The organism is Microbulbifer thermotolerans, assembly GCF_001617625.1.
In the GTDB taxonomy this organism is placed as follows: domain Bacteria; phylum Pseudomonadota; class Gammaproteobacteria; order Pseudomonadales; family Cellvibrionaceae; genus Microbulbifer; species Microbulbifer thermotolerans.
Map to the genome: position 1 here is coordinate 625,338 of NZ_CP014864.1, position 17,553 is coordinate 642,890.

Consider the following 17,553-nt stretch of genomic DNA (forward strand, 5'->3'; position numbering starts at 1 on the left):
ACGGGCCAAGGGGCGGGCTCAAATCCGCCCCCTCAAAAAAACGTCAGGTGGACCTTTCCACGGCAAAACTCGCCAGTTGCAGCAAAGCGGTCTTCTGATCCCCCTCCGGCAGAAACGCCAGCCGATTTTTCGCCTCGTCCGCAGCCGCTCGCGCCCGCTCCATGGTGTATTCCAGGGCGCCACAGGACTCGATTGCCTCGACAATTTCCGCCAGCTTTGCACTGCTGCGCTGCTCAATTGCTTCGCGGACCAGGGCCGCCTGCGCTTTTGAGCCGTTGGCCATGGTGTAGATCAACGGCAGGGTCGGCTTGCCTTCCGCCAAGTCGTCTCCGACATTTTTGCCCAGCTCTTCGGGGTTACCGCGGTAGTCGAGGGCGTCATCCACTAACTGGAAAGCCAGGCCGAGGGCGCGGCCGTAGTGCTTTAGCGCTTCCCGCTGCTGTGGCGGGCACCCGGCCAGTACCGCAGCGGTTTCACAGGCGGCCTCGAACAGGGCGCCTGTTTTCTTGTGGATCACGGTAAAGTAATTTTCCTCGCTCACCGCCGGATCCCCGGCATTGACCAGCTGCTGAACTTCGCCTTCGGCAATGGTGTTAGTGGTTTCCGAGAGGATGGCCATGATCTTCATATTTTGCAGCGCGACCATCATCTGAAAAGCGCGTGAGTAGAGGAAGTCGCCCACCAGCACGGCGGGGGCGTTACCCCATTTGGCGTTGGCGGTCAGGCGGCCGCGGCGCCTGTCGGAGGTGTCCACCACGTCGTCGTGCAGCAGGGTGGCTGTGTGGATAAACTCGATAATCGCTGCCAGGTCAATGTGGTCGGCGCCCTTGTAGCCGACGGCGCGGGCACACAGGAGTACCAGCAGTGGGCGGAGACGCTTGCCGCCAGCTTCAACCAGGTAGTGGCCGATGTTTTCCACCAGGGGAACGTCGGAGTGCAGTTGGTCTAGGATGCGCTGGTTGACCGCGGCAAAGTCATCGGCGGCGGCCCGGTGAAAAGGCAGCATGCGAGGGTTCCTTGTACTACTTGAGCGTGATTTGCCGGGGTGTCCGGCTGGCGAAAGGCGCTATTGTATCAACCGGATGAATTGATTAGAATCTGCGCCCCGCTTAAACCGGGCCCTGGGTTCGGTGGCGGTTCGAGTGAAATAACACGGCGCAAGCTCCCAAAATGCGGATAATGGCTCACTGCTAGGGCCTGCCGCTGCTTCGTGTCGTCCGTATCGGAGCATAGATATGTACGCTGTAATTGAGAGCGGTGGCAAGCAGCACCGCGTGGAAGAGGGCGAGGTTCTTCGCCTGGAAAAGCTGGAAGTAGCCACCGGCGAAACCATTGATTTCGACAAGGTGCTGATGGTTGTTGATGGCGACAAGATCAACATCGGTGCCCCCGTTGTAGACGGCGCTAAAGTGACTGCCGAAGTGGTCAGCCACGGTCGCGGCGAGAAGGTGAAAATCATCAAGTTCCGCCGTCGCAAGCACTCCATGAAGCGTCAGGGCCACCGCCAGTGGTATACCGAAGTGAAAATCACTGGTATCAAGGCATAACAGAGGAGTAACGACTCATGGCACACAAGAAAGCTGGCGGTAGTACGCGCAACGGTCGCGATTCCGAAAGTAAACGCCTGGGCGTGAAGCGCTTTGGCGGCCAGTCTGTAGTGGCAGGCAATATCATCGTGCGTCAGCGCGGCACCAAGTTCCACGCCGGCGTCAACGTAGGCATGGGCAAGGACCACACCCTGTTCGCCACTGCGGATGGTGTTGTGAAGTTCGAGGTGAAGGGTCCTCACAAGCGCAAGTTTGTTTCTATTGAAACTGCCTGAGCGGCTCTGTACCCGATGTTCACAAAAAGCCCCGCTTGAGCGGGGCTTTTTGTTGTCTGGAGGGCTTAGAATGTCCGTGGCGCCGGCAGTTCGCTGGCAATTGGCGGGGTTGAAGGCCGAGCAGATTACACTGCGGTAGAGGAAAACAAGCGCTACAGCGGCGGAGTGAGCATGAAATTTGTCGATGAGGCCTCTATTCACGTCCAGGCCGGAAAGGGGGGTAACGGTTGCCTGAGCTTTCGGCGGGAAAAGTTTGTCGAGAAGGGTGGTCCGGATGGCGGTGACGGCGGCGATGGCGGTTCCGTCTACCTAGTTGCCGATGACGCCATGAATACACTGGTGGATTACCGCTACCAGACCCGTTATGCGGCCGGCAGCGGCGAGCCCGGCCGCGGCCGCAACTGCACTGGAGCCAAGGGCGAGGATCTGATTTTAAAGGTGCCGGTAGGTACCACAGTGATCGATGTGGATACCGGGGAGACGCTCGGCGACATGACCGAGGTCGGCGAGCGCCTGCTGGTGGCCCAGGGCGGCTTTCACGGTCTCGGTAACACGCGTTTTAAATCCAGCACCAACCGCGCGCCGCGCCAGACTACCAATGGTACCCCGGGTGAAGAGCGCAACCTGAAGCTTGAGCTGAAAGTGCTGGCGGACGTGGGCATGCTCGGACTGCCGAACGCCGGCAAGTCCACTTTTATCCGCGCTGTGTCCGCGGCCAAACCCAAGGTGGCCAACTATCCGTTTACTACGCTGGTGCCCAACCTGGGTGTGGTCCAGGTGCAGAAGCATCGCAGCTTTGTGATTGCCGATATCCCCGGTCTGATCGAGGGGGCTGCTGAGGGGGCCGGCCTGGGTATCCGCTTCCTCAAGCATCTGACTCGCTGTCGGGTGCTGTTGCACTTGGTGGACCTGGCTCCGTTCGACGATTCGGACCCGGTGGAAAACGCCCGTGTTATTGAGCGGGAGTTGGCCGCTTTTAGTCCCACTCTGGCCGGGCGTGAGCGCTGGTTGGTGCTGAGTAAAACCGACTTGGTGCCGGCCGCAGAGCTCGATCAGCGCTGTGATGCGATCGTCGAGGCCCTGGATTGGAAGGGGCCGGTGTTCCGGGTGGCAGCCATCCGCGGCGAGGGTACGGACTTGCTTGCGGGGCGCCTGATGGACTACCTGGAGGAGCGCAGGGCCGAAGAGGTTGCCGATCCCGAAGCGGCCGCCGCGGAGCTTGAGTCCCAGCGTCAGATGCAGCGCGAGGCTCGTGTGCGTATTGAGGAGTTGAGGGAAATTCAGCGTGCCAAACGCCGTGCAGCCAAAGGGCTGGACGACGATGATGAGGACGACGATTACGATGTCGAGATAGAATACCGGCACTAATGCAGCATTCGGAGCCGCCCTGCGCGGCCTGCGATTTTTTTCTCCTCTCCCGCTTGCGGGGCAGGTCGAGGGGGCAACTTGAGCGCCAGTGGCGCCTATCAAAGGGGTTGGGAGCGGGAAAATGGACTCCGGTTCGTCTCGTCAGCGGCTTGCATCAGGCAAGCGCTGGGTTATCAAAATCGGCAGTGCTCTACTAACCGATAATGGACGGGGGGTAAACCGCGCGGCCATTTTAAACTGGGCGGGGCAGATAGCGGCGCTGCGCGATCGCGGAATAGAGGTAATTCTTGTTTCCTCCGGCGCCGTCGCGGCGGGTATGGACCGCCTCGGCTGGCGCCGGCGCCCCGAATCTATTCATCAGTTGCAGGCGGCCGCCGCCATAGGTCAGAGCCGCTTGGTGCAGGTGTACGAACACGCCTTCGGTCAATTCGATTGCCGTGTGGCGCAGATATTGCTCGACCACGACGATCTTTCCGACCGCACCCGCTATCTGAATGCGCGCAGTACTCTGCGGACGCTGTTGTCTCTTGGTGCCGTACCCATCGTCAATGAAAACGATACGGTGACTACTGACGAGATTCGGTTTGGCGACAACGATACTCTGGCGGCACTAGTGGCCAATCTGGTTGAGGCGAATGCGCTGCTGATCCTAACGGATGCCGACGGCCTCTTCTCCCAGGACCCCCGCGACAATCCCCAGGCGGAGTTGATTGGAGAGGCGTCGGCTGCGGATCCGAAGCTGTTAACCATGGCGGGGGGGGCCCGCAGTGGCCTCGGTCGCGGTGGTATGGCTACCAAGGTGCGCGCCGCGCAGCTGGCGGCTCGGTCTGGTGCCTGCACTGTAATCGCTGGTGGCGCGCGGGAGAGCGTAATTGAGAGAGTCTGTGCCGGCGAGCCGCTGGGGACCATGCTGACGCCCGAGTCTGACCCCTTGACCGCGCGCAAGCGCTGGCTGGCAGGCCAGCTGCAGGTGCGCGGTGCTTTGACCTTGGACAGCGGCGCCGAGTTGGCGTTGCGCACAGGGGGCAAGAGCCTGTTGGCCGTTGGTGTTACCGCTGTGGAGGGGCGCTTTCATCGCGGCGAGCTGGTTTCCTGCCGCAACAGTGCCGGTGAGGAGATAGCTCGAGGCTTGGTCAATTACGATAGTGGTGAGGCGGCGAAGATACTCCGCCAGCCGTCGGAGAAGTTTGTGGAACTGCTCGGTTACCGCGACGACGATGAGTTGATCCATCGCGACAACCTGATACTGTTGTAGGCGAATTAGCTTTTTGTTTTCTCTTCGCCGATTGTGGGGGAGGGGAGGTGCAGCCGTTTCGGGCGATGAAGGCGGGGAGAGACGATGAGATTGGGTTTCTTTCGGGCGGATGTGCGCCGCCTGCTGCTGGATACTCTGGTGGTTCTGATCGGTGTTCTGGCGGCGCTGCTGGTGAATAATATCCGCGAAGAGATGGTGGCGAAGCAGGCCGCGCGCGAGGCGACGGACCGGCTGCTGCAGGAAATGGCGCTCAACGCCGAAGAGTTGCGCAGCTTTCGCGAGATGGTTGATGTGCGGCTGTCGGCGCTGCTCGATCTGCGCCAGGAGTTGCCGGCAGACAAGAGTCTGCGGGAGCTTATTGGGCGTTTCCACGGTTATCGGATTTTGGATTTGGATGACTCCTCCTGGGAGTACCTGTCCCACAATGCCTTGGCGAGCTCGGTCGACCCTGAATTGCTGCACGAGGCTTTTGCTTTGTACAGTGTTAATGCCCAGTTTGAGGAGTTGAACGGGCGGATTCACGATATTGTTTATTCGGAGCTCTTTGTGTCTCCGGACAAGGTGTTGATGGCCATTGATATCTCGGAGGCCGTCATGAGGCAGCAGTTGCGGTGGGCGGATGAGCTCCTGCCCAAGTACGAGCGCTTTTTGGATCGCTATTCTGGTGAGGAAGGTGAAGGTAAGGCTCGCGGTTAGCTTTGGGGCAGTTTCAGATTACCCACAAAAAAGCCCCGCCGTTGGCGGGGCTTTTTTGTGGGTAACTTCAGGGGGTTCCCCTGCGTAGCTACTTAAGCAGCCAGCTTCTTGATTTGCGCGTTCAGGCGGCTCTTGTGACGGGCGGCCTTATTCTTGTGAATAATGCCTTTGTCCGCTATGCGGTCGATCACTGGTACCGCTTCTGCGTAGGCTGCTTTGGCTTTTTCCGCGTCGCCTGCATTGATGGCCGCAACTACCTTCTTGATGTAGGTGCGCACCATGGAGCGCAGACTGGCGTTGTGCTTGCGGCGCTTGTCGTTTTGGCGCGCGCGTTTCTTCGCTTGAGGTGAGTTGGCCACCGGTTGCTCCTGTCTGGAATCTTAATAAATCTCTAACTAACAGGCCCCGTGGGCCCGATCGGGACGCGACATTATCCCCACCGCTGGTTGTTTGTCAACCGCTGGGGAGGGTTGTGCGCGGCGCTGGTCTAGCGGGGCAGTTCGAGAGTGAAGATCACCCCGCTGCCGTCTTCGCGGTTGGTCGCCGTCAGGCGCCCGCGGTGGAAATCGGCGATTAGCCGGGCGATATGCAGGCCCAGGCCCAGGTGGCCCGCTTTGCCCCCGTCGTCGCGTATTGAGACAAGGGAGTCGAACAGCTTTTGTGTATAGCCTTCCGGCAGCAATGGGCCGTCGTTTTCCACCGACAGCCGGTACCAGTCCGCCGACGGCTGCAGCGAGACCCGAATCTCACTGCCGGCGGGCGCGAAACTGCAGGCGTTATCCACCAGCTTGTCCAGCAGCTGGGCCAGTAGTTCCGGAGCGCCGCAAAGCGGCATTGTGCCGTAGGGTTTCTCCAGAGTGAATTTGTGCCCTGGCTGGGCGTCCGCGTAGCTTTGTATCAGCACTTCCAGCAGGTCCGCCAAATCGAAGTCTTCCCTTTCCGCCTGTTGGATGCTGGCTTCTAGATGGCTGGCGGCGGCCAGACTGTTGAGAATGCCGGAAAGGCGGGCGCTGCCCTCCATGGCCCGCTCGGCGTAGCGGCGGTTCTGTTCGTCGAGCGTCCCGGCGGCCAAGTTGTCGAGGGACGAACGTACGACGGCCAGGGGGGTGCGCAATTCGTGGGACAGTTTGCTCGCCAGGGTACGCAAATACTGGTGGTACTGATCCAGCTCGGCGAGCAGGCTGGCGAAGGCTCGATTCAGCGCGCCCAGTTCGTCGTCCATGCGCGAGCGGGGGAAGTTGCCGCGCAATTTCCCGCTGGCATCTACGGCATTTTGCGCCGCGCGATGCAGGCGGCGGATGCGCCAGGACAGCCAGCTGGCGTAACCCAGCAGAAGTAACAGCGCAGTACCGGCAGCGACACAACTGATCAGCCACAGGCGATGGGCGGCGGACTCTGTCAGGGACTGTAGTACCTGGCCGGATTGCAGAGCGATAACCCGGCCCAGCAAGGGGCGCTCGACGACATCGTCGGCGCGGGTGACGACTGGCACGCTGACGGCGCCGATGCGGCTCGCGAAAGGGCCGCGGAACCATTGCCGGGCGGTGACGCGGTTTTGGGTCAGGGTTGAGGGCAGAGTGTCCTCTGGCATGGGGGACTGGGGCTCTCCGCTCAGCAGTCGGCGGTAGATCCAGCTGCGCAGCCAGAATTGCGATTCTTTTTCATAAGCCGCTTCTATCTGTCCGCTGCCGGCGAGCAGGAAGCCCTCGCTGTCCACAACAGCCAAATGCAGTTGGGGGCGCGCGAAATGATCCAGTTCCGCCTGCAGTTGGGGCAGGGGCCGCACCAGCTTGCCGGGGCGGCCGTCCGCAGGCAGGGTGCCGGCGTTGCGCCGGGGCTGGCCGCCATCGCTGTCGGCGCGGTCGGCGATCTCCAGCGCCAGCTCTCCGCCCGTCAAGGAAAGGGGGATGGCCATTTCCAGCTGATAGCCGCTGGCGGAGGAAGTCCAGCGGCCGCGCAGACGCAGTTCCCTTTCATCTGTGCCGCGGGAGGGGTTGTGCCAGAGGGCGTGGACTGGCCCCTGGCTAGCGACCGGCAGGGTGTAGTGGTGGTCAGCGGTGTGGATTGCGACTGCGTCGCCGCTGGCCAAAAGGCCTGTGCGCGGATCGTGGTGGGCGGGGGTGCGGTCGGCCACGGTCAACAACAGATAGACGTGATTGTCGAACTGGCCCAGGGTCACCTGCGCGAAGGGGCTGCCGTCCGTGTCTGGCAGTTGTCGTGCCGGCAACCGCCACTGGCGCCATTCATCGCCGTAGCCGTCGAGCAGCGGTGCCTGGGGCAGGGGGTGCAAATAGAGTTGTGCGCCCGGCGGTCGGGCGTGGCGTTCGGGGTCCGGGGCTATCAGTTGCGGCGCGCTGGCAAGCCTCGCTGCCACAGCGCTGGCGGTGGCCTCCAGGGCTTGGATCTGCCCTTGGGCCAGCGCTTGCTCCACTTGGCGCAAGTATTGGCAGCCGGCCCAGGGCAGTGCCAGGGCGACCAGGCTGACGAGTAGTAGCTGGCGGCGCAGTTTCACGCTGTCATCCTATGCAGTGACAAACGGGTTGGGAAGGCGGGGCGCCCATAGCGCGACTGTCCCGGCCGCAGCTGAGACTTTTCCGTGGCGGTGTGGAGAGGGAAGTGGGACGCGTCTTTTGTGGTCATGACCTGCACCGTCAGGGTGCCTTCCCTCAGGCTCGCCATCGGTAGCCCATACCGTAGGCAGTGGCGATCGCGTTGAATTCGGCATCCAGGGCCTGGAATTTGCGCCGGATGCGCTTTACGTGGGAGGTGATAGTGTTGTCATCCAATACCACACGCGCCGCTTCCATCAGCTGGCTGCGGGACTTTACATGGCCGGGACGTTTGGCCAGGGCGTGCACTATCCAGAATTCGGTCACTGTCAGGTCTACGCGCTCGCCGTTCCAGTGGCAGTGCAGGCGAGAAATGTCCAGCTCCAGCTTGCCTTGAGTGAGGGTTTCACTGTCGTCGCTCTGATCCCGCAGTACGCTGACACGGCGCAGCAGGGCGTTGATGCGCGCCTGCATATGGGGCAGGGAGATATCTTTGGTCAGGTAGTCGTCGGCGCCGAGGCGCAGGCCCGAGATGATGTCCAGCTCCGAGTCGCGTGCGGTTAGAAAAAGGATCGGCAGGGTGGGCGCCATGGCGCGCAGTTCGCGGCACAGTTCGAAACCGCCCTCCACTTCGGCGCCCAATCCCACATCGATCACGGCCAAGTCAGGGAGTCTCTGCCGAAAGGCATCCAGTGCCGCGGGGCGAGATTCGTAGAGTTCGACCCGGTAGCCGCTGCGGCGCAGGGCGTCGCGGTAGTTTTCAGCGATGGCGCGTTCGTCTTCAACAATGGCGATGGTGGCGGTCATAGGTAAAGGCGCGAGTGTTCTGGTACAAAGTTGGAATCCGTTCTGACGCCCTCCGGCGGTGCGGTGCGGCGATGTCGCAGGATGATGCCTTATTGGCGCGAAATCAAAAAGGCGGACGGCAGGCGCCCGCAAGTACATCAAGTACAACAGGGGTTCGCACTGGAGGGGTATAAGTGGGCCGGTGCGCTGCCTGGATTTTCGGTCCGGGCAAGGCCGTGCGGCCCATAGTTCTTACGCGGATGAGTCAGAGGTTGCGCGGCACTCAGAAGTTACCGGCCATGGATTCCGGCAAGTTGAAGTGGATGTCAACGCGGCGCTCCATTGCGTAGGCGTCGGCATCGCCGCGCGGGGCCTTGGAATGGGTGGCGCCCAGTGCCTGGCGGCTGATGCGGGTGGCATCGACGCCGTAGCTTTCCAGTGCCCGTTGGACGGAAAGAGCGCGTTGGTCGGACAGCACATTGTTATAACCGTCGCTGCCGCGGGGATCGGCCCGTCCTTCAAGGCGCACGTGTAACTGGGGGTGGCGGTTGAGAAAGTTTGCCAGCGCTTCAACCTGGCGCAGCTGGCCTTCTTTCAGCTGGTCATCGCCGGTGGTGAAGAGCAGTTGAAACCGCAGGGAGTCGACGGCGAGCTCGTTGGCGTCGTTGGCCGACAGTCGCGCGGCGTCGAGTTGTTGTGCCAGATCGTTCAGTTCTGCGCGGCTCTCGGTCAATTGTGTCGCCAGCATGTCTGCCTCTTCTGCTTGTTTGATCTGCTCGCCCAGCCAGGCTCCGCCCAGGGCACCGGCGATAAACCCGACCGGACCACCCACTGCGGCGCCGGCTACCGCGGCTCCGGTAAATACAGTGGCCTGCTTGGCCGGTGTGAGCTTCGATCCCTGGAACCCTTCTCGCTGCTCTGTTGCCTGAGCGCCGGTGGCAATGAGGGAACCCAGAGTCGCAACCATCAGTACTTTTTTCATAATCCGTCTCCTTGCGGTATGTCGGTCTTCAGAGGGGCCAACGCTGTTTCCGGCCCGGTTGAGACTTATTTAATAACCGCAAAGAGGCGCTCAAATGGCGCGGCTATGGCGAACTCAAGCGCAATTATGGCGAAATATGGCAACCGCCCCGCGCGCTCACCGATCTTGCTTCCCTTTGGCTGGTCTGCCGCCTTGGCGGTGGTAACGGTTGTCGCGAGGCGCTTCTATGCGCACTCTTATCCGCTGCGGACGCGGGCCGAGTGCCACTGCGACATACAGCACCAATGCCAGTGCCAGAGCAATCATCAGTGTATTGATGGCCATCCATTCTCTCCTTGCGCCACCATTCCTTTGGGACGCACCACTTGCTCATTTCGAGTATAGGCTCGTGCGCTGGCATCCGTAGGACCCAGACACTTCCCGGTTTCCGTCCTTGGGGGGAAATTTAAGGTAGACTTTGCGGCCACGCCTCTACCGATTGCAACCCTTTTGCCAGGAGTCGCCGCTTTGTCACAGCCGCCCGCCAGCCCGAATCAGCCTCACAGCAATGCGGGTGATCGAGGTACCGGTTCCGGTGCTGCACGATTGCTGCGTGGCAGCTCTATTGTCGGGGGCGCGACCATGTTGTCCCGGGTCATGGGATTGGTCCGCGACATGGTTTTGGCGCGCTTTGCCGGTGCCGGCGATGCTGCGGATGCCTTTTTTGTGGCCTTCAAGATCCCCAATTTTTTTCGCCGCCTTTTCGCCGAGGGTGCCTTTGCCCAGGCTTTCGTGCCGGTACTGGCCGAGTACCGGCAGAGCGGCGGAATTGCCGCGGCGCGGGAGCTGAATGACAGGGTTGCGGGGGCCTTGGGCGGCACACTGCTGTTGGTAACCCTGTTCGGCGTGCTCTGCGCGCCCTTGGTGGCGGGAATTTTTGCATTCGGCTGGTGGTGGGACGGCGGCGAGCGGGAAAAGTTCGACCTGGCGGTGGATATGTTGCGCATCACTTTTCCCTACTTGATGCTGATTTCCCTGACAGGCTTTGCCGGGGCGATTTTGAACAGCTTTGACCGCTTTGCTGTGCCAGCGTTGACCCCGGTACTGTTGAATCTGGTCCTGATTGCCGCCGCGACGGTTGCCGCGGGTTGGTTTGAGCCGCAGATCATGGCGCTCGCCTGGGGGGTCTCCGCTGCGGGTACTGTTCAGCTCCTGTTCCAGATTCCATTTCTGGCCCGCCTCGGGCTGTTGCCGCGGCCGCGCTGGGACTGGCAATACCCCGGGGTGCGAAAGATCCTCAGGCTGATGGCGCCAGCCATTTTCGGCGTGTCCGTGACCCAGATCAGTCTGGTGCTGGATACGCTGCTCGCCTCTTTCCTGCCTTCTGGCAGTGTGTCCTGGTTGTATTTCTCCGACCGTCTGACGGAGTTGCCGCTGGGTGTTTTCGGTGTCGCCGTGGCTACGGTGATACTGCCGAGCCTGTCGCGCCAGCACGCGGACGGAGACCCCGAGCGCTTCCGACATACGCTGGACTGGGCGCTGCGCAGCGTGACACTGATCTCACTGCCGGCTTCAGTAGCGCTGGTGGTCCTGGCGGAGCCGCTGTTGACGACATTGTTTCAGTACGGGGCTATGGCACCGCGGGATATGGCAATGTCCGCCTGGTCGCTGCGCGCTTATTCCCTGGGCCTTCTGGCATTCATGCTGATCAAAGTGTTGGCGCCGGGCTACTTTGCCCGTCAGGATACCTATACGCCGGTGCGCTTCGGTCTGATCGCCATCGCTGCCAAGATGTTGTTGAGTTTGGCGTTCGTCATTCCTCTCAATCATTATTTCAGGCTGGGTCATATGGGGCTGGCGCTGGCCACCGCTTGCCAGGCTGTGATCAATGCGTGGCTGCTGTACCAGGGACTGCGCCGCGACCATATCTATCGTCCGGAGGCTGGCTGGGGTGTTTATTTGCTGCGCCTGCTGGCGGCGAATCTGGCGATGATGGGGGTACTGTTGCTGGCGCTGCACTATTGGCGGGATTGGAGCGACTGGTCCTGGTTGGATCGCGCTTGGCGAATGGGCATGCTGGTGGCTGGCGGTGGTGCTACTTATCTGTTGACCCTTTTTGTGGTTGGCCTGAGGCCCCGTCATTTTCGCGCTGCCGGTTGAACCCGTACCCGCCGACTCAGTAGTGGCTGTCTCGGGACTGCGTTTGTGGCCAGAATCTCCGTCACTGACCGCCAATCACTTATCCGCTATACTGCGCCGCTCGATTTCGTGAGGATGGAAAGACCACTTTGGCCCCAGAGCGCGAACTGATCCGCGGGTTGCACAACCTGCGCTCCTGTCACAGAGGCTGCGTGGCCACTATCGGCTCGTTTGACGGCGTTCACCTGGGTCACCAGGCGATTATCGCGCAGTTAAATCGGCGTGCCCGAGAGTTGGGTTTGCCCTCTGTTGCGATTATCTTCGAGCCCCAGCCTCATGAGTATTTTTCCGGTGAGCGGGCGCCGGCGCGACTGATGCGCTTTAAAGAAAAGGTGTTGGCTCTGTTCGATGCCGGAGTGGACCGGGTGTTGTGCCTCCAGTTCAATGAAAAGCTGCGCAGCCTGAGCGCGCAGGGCTTTATTCAGCGCATACTTGTGGACGGACTGAATATTGGCCATTTAGTGGTTGGCGATGACTTCCGCTTCGGCTGCGATCGCAGTGGGGATTACCATTTGCTGCAGCGGGTGGGGCAGCAGGCCGGGTTTAGCGTCGAGGATACGGCAACGGTGGAAATCCGCGGTGCGCGGGTCAGCAGCACGCGCATCCGGGCGGCGCTGGAGGCCGCGGATTTTGAGCTGGCGGAGACGCTGCTCGGCAGGCCTTATCGGATCACCGGCCGCGTGGCGCCGGGGCGGGCGCTGGGGCGACAGCTGGGGGCGCCCACCGCCAATGTGCGCCTGCAACGCTACCGTTCGCCATTGGTGGGCGTATACACGGTGCGCGTCAGCGCAACCAGAGGCCCGCAGCTTGTCGATGGCCGCAAGGCCGTCGACGGTGTGGCCAACGTGGGGTTCCGCCCCACGGTGGAGGGCGCGGGCGCCGAGCCACTGCTGGAGGTTAACCTGTTCGATTTCGATGGCGATCTCTACGGCCGCGAGTTGGCGGTGGAGTTCTGCCACAAATTGCGTGATGAGGAAAAGTTCGCCTCCCTGGAGGCGCTGAAAGCGCGGATCGCCAGGGATATTGCGGAGGCGAAAACGTGGTTTGCACAAAATCCATAGGGGCGGGATATTCGCCCTTGCCCCGCCAGAATTCAATGATCAGCACTTGAGCCAAGCGGATACCCAATGACCGATTACAAAGCCACTCTGAACCTGCCCGAAACCGATTTTCCTATGCGCGGCAACCTGCCGCAGCGGGAACCGGCCATCCTAAAAAAATGGCAGGAGGGAAAGCTCTACGAAAAGATCCGCGCAGCGCGCGCCGGGCGCGATCAGTTTATCCTCCACGACGGCCCGCCCTACGCAAACGGCGATATTCATATCGGTCACTCGGTCAATAAGATCCTGAAGGACATCATCGTCAAGTCAAAGACCTTGAGCGGCTTTGACGCCCCCTATGTGCCCGGCTGGGACTGCCATGGCCTGCCCATTGAGCACAAGGTGGAAACCAAAATCGGCAAAGCTGGCAGTAAGGTGGATTACAAAGCGTTCCGCCAGAAATGCCGCGAATACGCCGCCAAGCAGGTCGAGGGGCAGAAAAAGGATTTTGTCCGCCTGGGCGTACTGGGGGAGTGGGACAATCCCTATCGCACTATGGATTTTCAGTTCGAGGGGGACATCATTCGCGCTCTCGGCCGCATCGTGAAAAATGGCCACTTGGCGCGCGGCTTCAAGCCTGTCTATTGGAGCGTGGTCGGCGGCTCGGCGCTGGCGGAAGCGGAAGTGGAGTACCGGGATAAAACGTCCTACTCCATCGATGTCTGCTACCCCGCCACCGAGGAAACGGCCCTGGCCATCGCCGATGCCGCCGGAGGTCACGCCGGCGACGGCCCCCTCTCAGTCGTCATCTGGACCACCACTCCCTGGACCCTTCCCTCCAGCCAGGCGGTCTCGGTCAACGCTGAGCTGGAGTATGTTGTGGTGCAGGCTGGCGACAGGCGTATTCTGGTGGCGGAAGCGCTCAAGGATGCGGTACTGGAACGCGCCGGTCTCAGCGGTGAGGTGGTAGGGCGCATCCGCGGTGCTGCATTGGAACACCTGAAGTTGCACCACCCCTTCTACGACAAGTTGTTGCCGATTGTTCTCGGTAACCATGTAACCACCGACGCCGGTACTGGCTGTGTGCACACGGCCCCGGACCACGGTCCGGACGACTTCCTTGTGGGCAAGCGCTACGGAATCGACACGCTGAATTACGTCGATGACAACGGGGTCTACCGCGACAGTGTGCCCCTGTTCGCCGGTGAGCATGTCTACAAGGTGGACGACAAAATAGTTGCCCTGCTGAAAGAAAAAGGCGTGTTGCTGTGCGAGGACAAACTGGTGCACAGCTACCCTCACTGCTGGCGTACCAAGACGCCGCTGATCTATCGCGCGACGCCGCAGTGGTTTATCAGTATGCAGCAGAATGACCTGCTCGATCATGCACAGCAGGCCGCGGATCAGGTGGAATGGATCCCCGACTGGGGTAAGGCACGTATTGACGCCATGCTGGATGCCAGTCCGGACTGGTGCATCTCGCGGCAGCGTACCTGGGGCGTGCCCATTGCTCTTTTCGTACACAAGGAGACACACGAGATCCATCCGGACACCCCGGCACTGATGGAGAAAGTGGCCGAGCGCGTCGATGCGGAGGGCATGGATGTCTGGTTCGATTTAGACCCGAGTGAGCTGTTGGGCAGCGAGGCCGATCAGTACCAGAAGGTCACCGACACTCTGGATGTCTGGTTCGACTCTGGTGTGACACACTTTGCCGTGCTGGAGCGCCGAGAGGGCCTGCGCTTCCCGGCGGATTTGTACCTGGAAGGCTCCGACCAGCACCGCGGCTGGTTCCAGTCTTCTCTGAAAACCTCTATCGCCATCAACAACTGTGCTCCCTACAAGCAGGTGCTGACCCACGGTTTCACCGTGGATGCCCAGGGGCGCAAGATGTCAAAGTCTGTCGGTAACGTCGTTGCGCCTCAGGAAGTCATTAACAAACTGGGTGCGGATGTGCTGCGCCTTTGGGTTGCCGCTACCGATTTCAGCGGCGAGATGGCGGTCTCCGACGAAATCCTGAAGCGCACCGCGGACTCCTACCGCCGCTTGCGTAATACGGCGCGCTTCCTCCTGTCCAATCTGGCTGGCTTCGATCCGCAAACGGACCTGCTGCCGGAAGATGCGCTGCTGGCGCTGGACCGCTGGGCGCTGGACAAGGCTTCGCGCCTGCAGGACGAAATTGTCGCAGCCTATGACCACTATCAGTTCCACCATATTTACCAGAAGCTGCACAATTTCTGTGTGGTGGACCTGGGCGGCTTCTATTTGGATATCATCAAGGATCGCCAGTACACCACACAACGCGACAGTGTCGCGCGCCGCTCGGCGCAGACGGCCCTCTACCACATTGTCCAGGCCTTTGCGCGCTGGATTGCGCCGATTCTGAGCTTTACTGCCGAAGAAGTATGGCAATTTATTCCTGGGGAAAAGGCGGAGAGCGTATTCCTCGAGGAGTGGTATCCTCTGCCGAAACTTCCCGCGGATTTTGCCAAAGGGGCGGACTACTGGGCTGCGATTGCCCAGGTGAAAACTGCGGTGAACAAAGTGCTGGAGGAACAGCGCGCGGCGGGCAATATCGGCGGGTCTCTGCAGGCGGCGGTAACGCTTTACGCCGATGACGAGCTGCGCGGCAAACTGGCGGAGCTTGAGGACGAGTTGCGGTTTGTATTGATCTGTTCTTCCACCTCGGTCCAGCGCCTCAGCGATGCCGCAGGTGCACACAGTACTGAACTGTCCGGACTTAAAGTGGATGTGCGCAAAGTCGACCACCCCAAGTGCGCGCGCTGTTGGCATTATCGTGCCGATGTGGGGGCGGACCCCGAGCATCCCGAGATCTGCTCCCGTTGCGTGGACAATGTGGCTGGTTCCGGTGAGGAACGGCACTATGCTTAAAACGGGTTTAAAGGCATTCAGCCACCCGTGGCGCTGGTACTGGCTGGCGCTGGGGGTGATACTGCTGGATATCGCCACAAAAGTGTGGGCGGTGGAGGCGTTTATGTACGGCCCCGCAATGCAGATCATCCCCGGCCTGCTGCAGTTCACCTACGCGGAGAACTACGGTGCCGCCTTTAGTTTTCTCGCTGATGCCGGCGGCTGGCAGCGCTGGTTTTTCGGTGTTATCGCATTCGGTTTTAGTATTGTGGTGACAGTGTGGCTGTGGCGGCTTTCTCCGGCAAAGCGCTGGGAACCTGCGGCTTTGGGGCTGATTCTCGGTGGTGCTATTGGCAATCTCTGGGACAGGATGCTGCTCGGCTATGTACGTGACTTTATCTCCGTCTACTATGGCGGCTGGAGCTTTCCAGTGTTTAATGTGGCGGATATGGCGATCAGCATCGGCGCGGCCATGCTGGTGATCGAATTGCTGTTCTTTGCCGGCAAGAAAGGCGAGGCGGAGAAGAGCGCGGAAGTATAGAAGAAAGATGGCAAATACCGTTATCGGAGAGCACAGCCGGGTTACCCTGCACTTCAGTTTGAAGCTGGACGATGGCAGCGTCGTCGACTCCACCTTTGAGGGCGAGCCGGCCACATTCAGTGTCGGCGACGGCAATCTTCTGCCCGGTTTCGAGAAGGCGTTGTTCGGTCTCAAAGCCGGCGATGAGGCGCAATTCGAAATACCGCCGGAGCAGGGCTTTGGGCAGAGAAACCCCAGTAATATTCAAAAGGTACGGCGTGACAGCTTCTCTCCGGATATGGAACTGGAGCCGGGGCTGGTCGTTTCTTTTGACAATGGCGGCGGCGAGCTGCCCGGTGTCATCCGTTCAATAGGCGAGGACGAAGTCACCGTCGATTTCAACCACCCACTGGCCGGCCAGACGCTGAACTTCCATGTAAAAATTCTCCAGGTGGACTCCATTCAGTAACTGGCCTCCGGTATCTTCGCAGCGAACAAGTGTTGATCTGAATATGCAAATCCGACTTGCCAATCCTCGCGGCTTTTGTGCCGGTGTCGACCGGGCCATCGATATCGTCAACCGTGCCCTGGATGTATTCGGTGCGCCCATCTATGTGCGCCACGAAGTAGTGCATAATAAATTCGTTGTGGAGAGCCTGCGCGAACGCGGAGCGGTTTTTGTCGACGAATTGAGTGAAGTACCGGACGACGTCATCGTGATATTCAGTGCGCACGGCGTCTCCAAAGCGGTACAACAGGAGGCCGCCGCACGCGGTCTCAAGGTATTCGACGCTACCTGCCCGCTGGTGACCAAGGTACATATGGAGGTGAGCAAATTTAGTGCCGAGGGGGCGGAGTGTATATTGATCGGCCATGCCGGCCACCCAGAGGTGGAGGGCACCATGGGGCAGTATGACACCAGAAATGGGGGTGCTATCTATCTGGTCGAAGACGAGGAAGATGTACCCAAGCTGCAGGTCAAAGACGAAAACAATCTGAGCTTCGTCACCCAGACCACGCTGTCCATGGATGACACCGCCAAGGTCATCGACGCCCTGCGCGCCCGCTTTCCCAATATTCGCGGCCCGCGCAAGGATGACATCTGCTATGCAACCCAGAACCGTCAGGACGCCGTGAAGCAACTGGCACTGGAAAGCGACCTAGTGCTGGTGGTCGGCAGCCCCAATAGTTCAAACTCCAACCGCCTGCGTGAACTGGCCGAGCGCTGCGGCACCACCGCCAAACTGATCGATGGTGCCGCAGATATAGAGCCGGCCTGGCTCGAGGGCAAAAAAGCAATCGGCATCACTGCCGGCGCTTCGGCGCCAGAGGTGCTGGTACAGGAAGTGATCGAGCGCCTGCGTCAGCTGGGTGCCGAGTTGCCACGGGAGATGGCAGGGCGGGAGGAGAATATTCGCTTTTCTCTGCCGAGAGAGTTGCGCTAAGCAGCTTTTGATTAGGCAGAGCTCGCACCTCTAAAAGTGGG

Annotated in this window: 17 protein-coding genes; 11 read left to right on the top strand and 6 right to left on the bottom strand. The window is 60.6% G+C overall.

Annotated features, from left to right (window positions below):
• Positions 1 to 43 precede the first annotated feature (43 nt).
• Positions 44 to 1,006, bottom strand: coding sequence for an octaprenyl diphosphate synthase (gene ispB, locus A3224_RS02655; protein ID WP_067151120.1), 963 nt, complete (start codon positions 1,004 to 1,006; stop codon positions 44 to 46).
• 229 nt (positions 1,007 to 1,235) lie between these two features.
• Here ispB and rplU point away from each other — a divergent pair, with 229 nt between their 5' ends.
• From rplU to A3224_RS02680, 5 genes are all read left to right on the top strand, one after another.
• Positions 1,236 to 1,547 (top strand): 50S ribosomal protein L21, encoded by a 312-nt coding sequence (rplU, locus tag A3224_RS02660; RefSeq protein ID WP_067151123.1) that lies wholly within the window; start codon positions 1,236 to 1,238, stop codon positions 1,545 to 1,547.
• Positions 1,548 to 1,564: 17 nt separating this feature from the next.
• A complete protein-coding gene (gene rpmA, locus A3224_RS02665; protein WP_067151126.1) occupies positions 1,565 to 1,822 on the top strand; it encodes a 50S ribosomal protein L27 in 258 nt (85 codons plus the stop codon).
• A 171-nt stretch (positions 1,823 to 1,993) separates the two neighbouring features.
• Positions 1,994 to 3,190: an Obg family GTPase CgtA gene (cgtA, locus tag A3224_RS02670; RefSeq protein ID WP_067151129.1), complete on the top strand. Its 1,197-nt coding sequence runs from the start codon at positions 1,994 to 1,996 to the stop codon at positions 3,188 to 3,190.
• A 121-nt stretch (positions 3,191 to 3,311) separates the two neighbouring features.
• Positions 3,312 to 4,445 carry a glutamate 5-kinase gene (gene proB, locus A3224_RS02675; RefSeq protein WP_067151132.1) on the top strand — a complete coding sequence of 378 codons (1,134 nt, stop codon included), beginning with the start codon at positions 3,312 to 3,314 and terminating at the stop codon, positions 4,443 to 4,445.
• A gap of 84 nt (positions 4,446 to 4,529) precedes the next feature.
• Positions 4,530 to 5,141 (top strand): hypothetical protein, encoded by a 612-nt coding sequence (locus A3224_RS02680; protein ID WP_067151135.1) that lies wholly within the window; start codon positions 4,530 to 4,532, stop codon positions 5,139 to 5,141.
• 92 nt (positions 5,142 to 5,233) lie between these two features.
• Here the strand turns inward: A3224_RS02680 and rpsT are convergent, their stop codons facing one another.
• The 5 genes from rpsT to A3224_RS16755 all read right to left on the bottom strand — a co-directional run bounded on the left by rpsT (position 5,234) and on the right by A3224_RS16755 (position 9,782).
• Positions 5,234 to 5,500 (bottom strand): 30S ribosomal protein S20, encoded by a 267-nt coding sequence (gene rpsT / locus A3224_RS02685; protein ID WP_067151139.1) that lies wholly within the window; start codon positions 5,498 to 5,500, stop codon positions 5,234 to 5,236.
• Positions 5,501 to 5,628: 128 nt separating this feature from the next.
• Positions 5,629 to 7,653, bottom strand: a complete 2,025-nt coding sequence (locus tag A3224_RS02690) for an ATP-binding protein (RefSeq protein ID WP_067151142.1) — start codon at positions 7,651 to 7,653, stop codon at positions 5,629 to 5,631.
• A gap of 154 nt (positions 7,654 to 7,807) precedes the next feature.
• Positions 7,808 to 8,497, bottom strand: a complete 690-nt coding sequence (pdsR, locus tag A3224_RS02695; RefSeq protein ID WP_067151145.1) for a proteobacterial dedicated sortase system response regulator — start codon at positions 8,495 to 8,497, stop codon at positions 7,808 to 7,810.
• Positions 8,498 to 8,759: 262 nt separating this feature from the next.
• A complete protein-coding gene (locus A3224_RS02700; RefSeq protein WP_067151147.1) occupies positions 8,760 to 9,458 on the bottom strand; it encodes an OmpA family protein in 699 nt (232 codons plus the stop codon).
• A 156-nt stretch (positions 9,459 to 9,614) separates the two neighbouring features.
• Positions 9,615 to 9,782: a hypothetical protein gene (locus tag A3224_RS16755; RefSeq protein ID WP_156481411.1), complete on the bottom strand. Its 168-nt coding sequence runs from the start codon at positions 9,780 to 9,782 to the stop codon at positions 9,615 to 9,617.
• A gap of 297 nt (positions 9,783 to 10,079) precedes the next feature.
• On the opposite strand from A3224_RS16755, the gene murJ reads away from it, so the two are divergent.
• From murJ to ispH, 6 genes are all read left to right on the top strand, one after another.
• Positions 10,080 to 11,597 carry a murein biosynthesis integral membrane protein MurJ gene (gene murJ, locus A3224_RS02705; RefSeq protein WP_231902507.1) on the top strand — a complete coding sequence of 506 codons (1,518 nt, stop codon included), beginning with the start codon at positions 10,080 to 10,082 and terminating at the stop codon, positions 11,595 to 11,597.
• 128 nt (positions 11,598 to 11,725) lie between these two features.
• Complete coding sequence (gene ribF / locus A3224_RS02710) at positions 11,726 to 12,697, top strand: bifunctional riboflavin kinase/FAD synthetase (protein WP_067151150.1); 972 nt, start codon at positions 11,726 to 11,728, stop codon at positions 12,695 to 12,697.
• A 66-nt stretch (positions 12,698 to 12,763) separates the two neighbouring features.
• On the top strand, positions 12,764 to 15,568 hold the full coding sequence (gene ileS, locus A3224_RS02715; RefSeq protein ID WP_067151153.1) for an isoleucine--tRNA ligase: 2,805 nt from the start codon (positions 12,764 to 12,766) through the stop codon (positions 15,566 to 15,568).
• Complete coding sequence (gene lspA, locus A3224_RS02720) at positions 15,561 to 16,088, top strand: signal peptidase II (protein WP_067151156.1); 528 nt, start codon at positions 15,561 to 15,563, stop codon at positions 16,086 to 16,088. The genes ileS and lspA overlap by 8 nt, the downstream gene beginning before the upstream one ends.
• Before the next feature lie 7 nt (positions 16,089 to 16,095).
• Positions 16,096 to 16,536, top strand: coding sequence for an FKBP-type peptidyl-prolyl cis-trans isomerase (fkpB, locus tag A3224_RS02725; protein WP_067151159.1), 441 nt, complete (start codon positions 16,096 to 16,098; stop codon positions 16,534 to 16,536).
• 43 nt (positions 16,537 to 16,579) lie between these two features.
• Positions 16,580 to 17,512, top strand: coding sequence for a 4-hydroxy-3-methylbut-2-enyl diphosphate reductase (gene ispH / locus A3224_RS02730; RefSeq protein ID WP_067151162.1), 933 nt, complete (start codon positions 16,580 to 16,582; stop codon positions 17,510 to 17,512).
• Positions 17,513 to 17,553 lie beyond the last annotated feature (41 nt).

What these genes read in the sequence shown, in the direction of transcription:
- ispB (WP_067151120.1), bottom strand. Translation starts at nt 1,006, where the DNA reads ATGCTGCCTTTTCACCGGGCCGCCGCCGATGACTTTGCCGCGGTCAAC.
- rplU (WP_067151123.1), top strand. Translation starts at nt 1,236, where the DNA reads ATGTACGCTGTAATTGAGAGCGGTGGCAAGCAGCACCGCGTGGAAGAG.
- rpmA (WP_067151126.1), top strand. Translation starts at nt 1,565, where the DNA reads ATGGCACACAAGAAAGCTGGCGGTAGTACGCGCAACGGTCGCGATTCC.
- cgtA (WP_067151129.1), top strand. Translation starts at nt 1,994, where the DNA reads ATGAAATTTGTCGATGAGGCCTCTATTCACGTCCAGGCCGGAAAGGGG.
- proB (WP_067151132.1), top strand. Translation starts at nt 3,312, where the DNA reads ATGGACTCCGGTTCGTCTCGTCAGCGGCTTGCATCAGGCAAGCGCTGG.
- A3224_RS02680 (WP_067151135.1), top strand. Translation starts at nt 4,530, where the DNA reads ATGAGATTGGGTTTCTTTCGGGCGGATGTGCGCCGCCTGCTGCTGGAT.
- pdsR (WP_067151145.1), bottom strand. Translation starts at nt 8,497, where the DNA reads ATGACCGCCACCATCGCCATTGTTGAAGACGAACGCGCCATCGCTGAA.
- A3224_RS02700 (WP_067151147.1), bottom strand. Translation starts at nt 9,458, where the DNA reads ATGAAAAAAGTACTGATGGTTGCGACTCTGGGTTCCCTCATTGCCACC.
- A3224_RS16755 (WP_156481411.1), bottom strand. Translation starts at nt 9,782, where the DNA reads ATGGCCATCAATACACTGATGATTGCTCTGGCACTGGCATTGGTGCTG.
- murJ (WP_231902507.1), top strand. Translation starts at nt 10,080, where the DNA reads ATGTTGTCCCGGGTCATGGGATTGGTCCGCGACATGGTTTTGGCGCGC.
- ileS (WP_067151153.1), top strand. Translation starts at nt 12,764, where the DNA reads ATGACCGATTACAAAGCCACTCTGAACCTGCCCGAAACCGATTTTCCT.
- lspA (WP_067151156.1), top strand. Translation starts at nt 15,561, where the DNA reads ATGCTTAAAACGGGTTTAAAGGCATTCAGCCACCCGTGGCGCTGGTAC.
- fkpB (WP_067151159.1), top strand. Translation starts at nt 16,096, where the DNA reads ATGGCAAATACCGTTATCGGAGAGCACAGCCGGGTTACCCTGCACTTC.
- ispH (WP_067151162.1), top strand. Translation starts at nt 16,580, where the DNA reads ATGCAAATCCGACTTGCCAATCCTCGCGGCTTTTGTGCCGGTGTCGAC.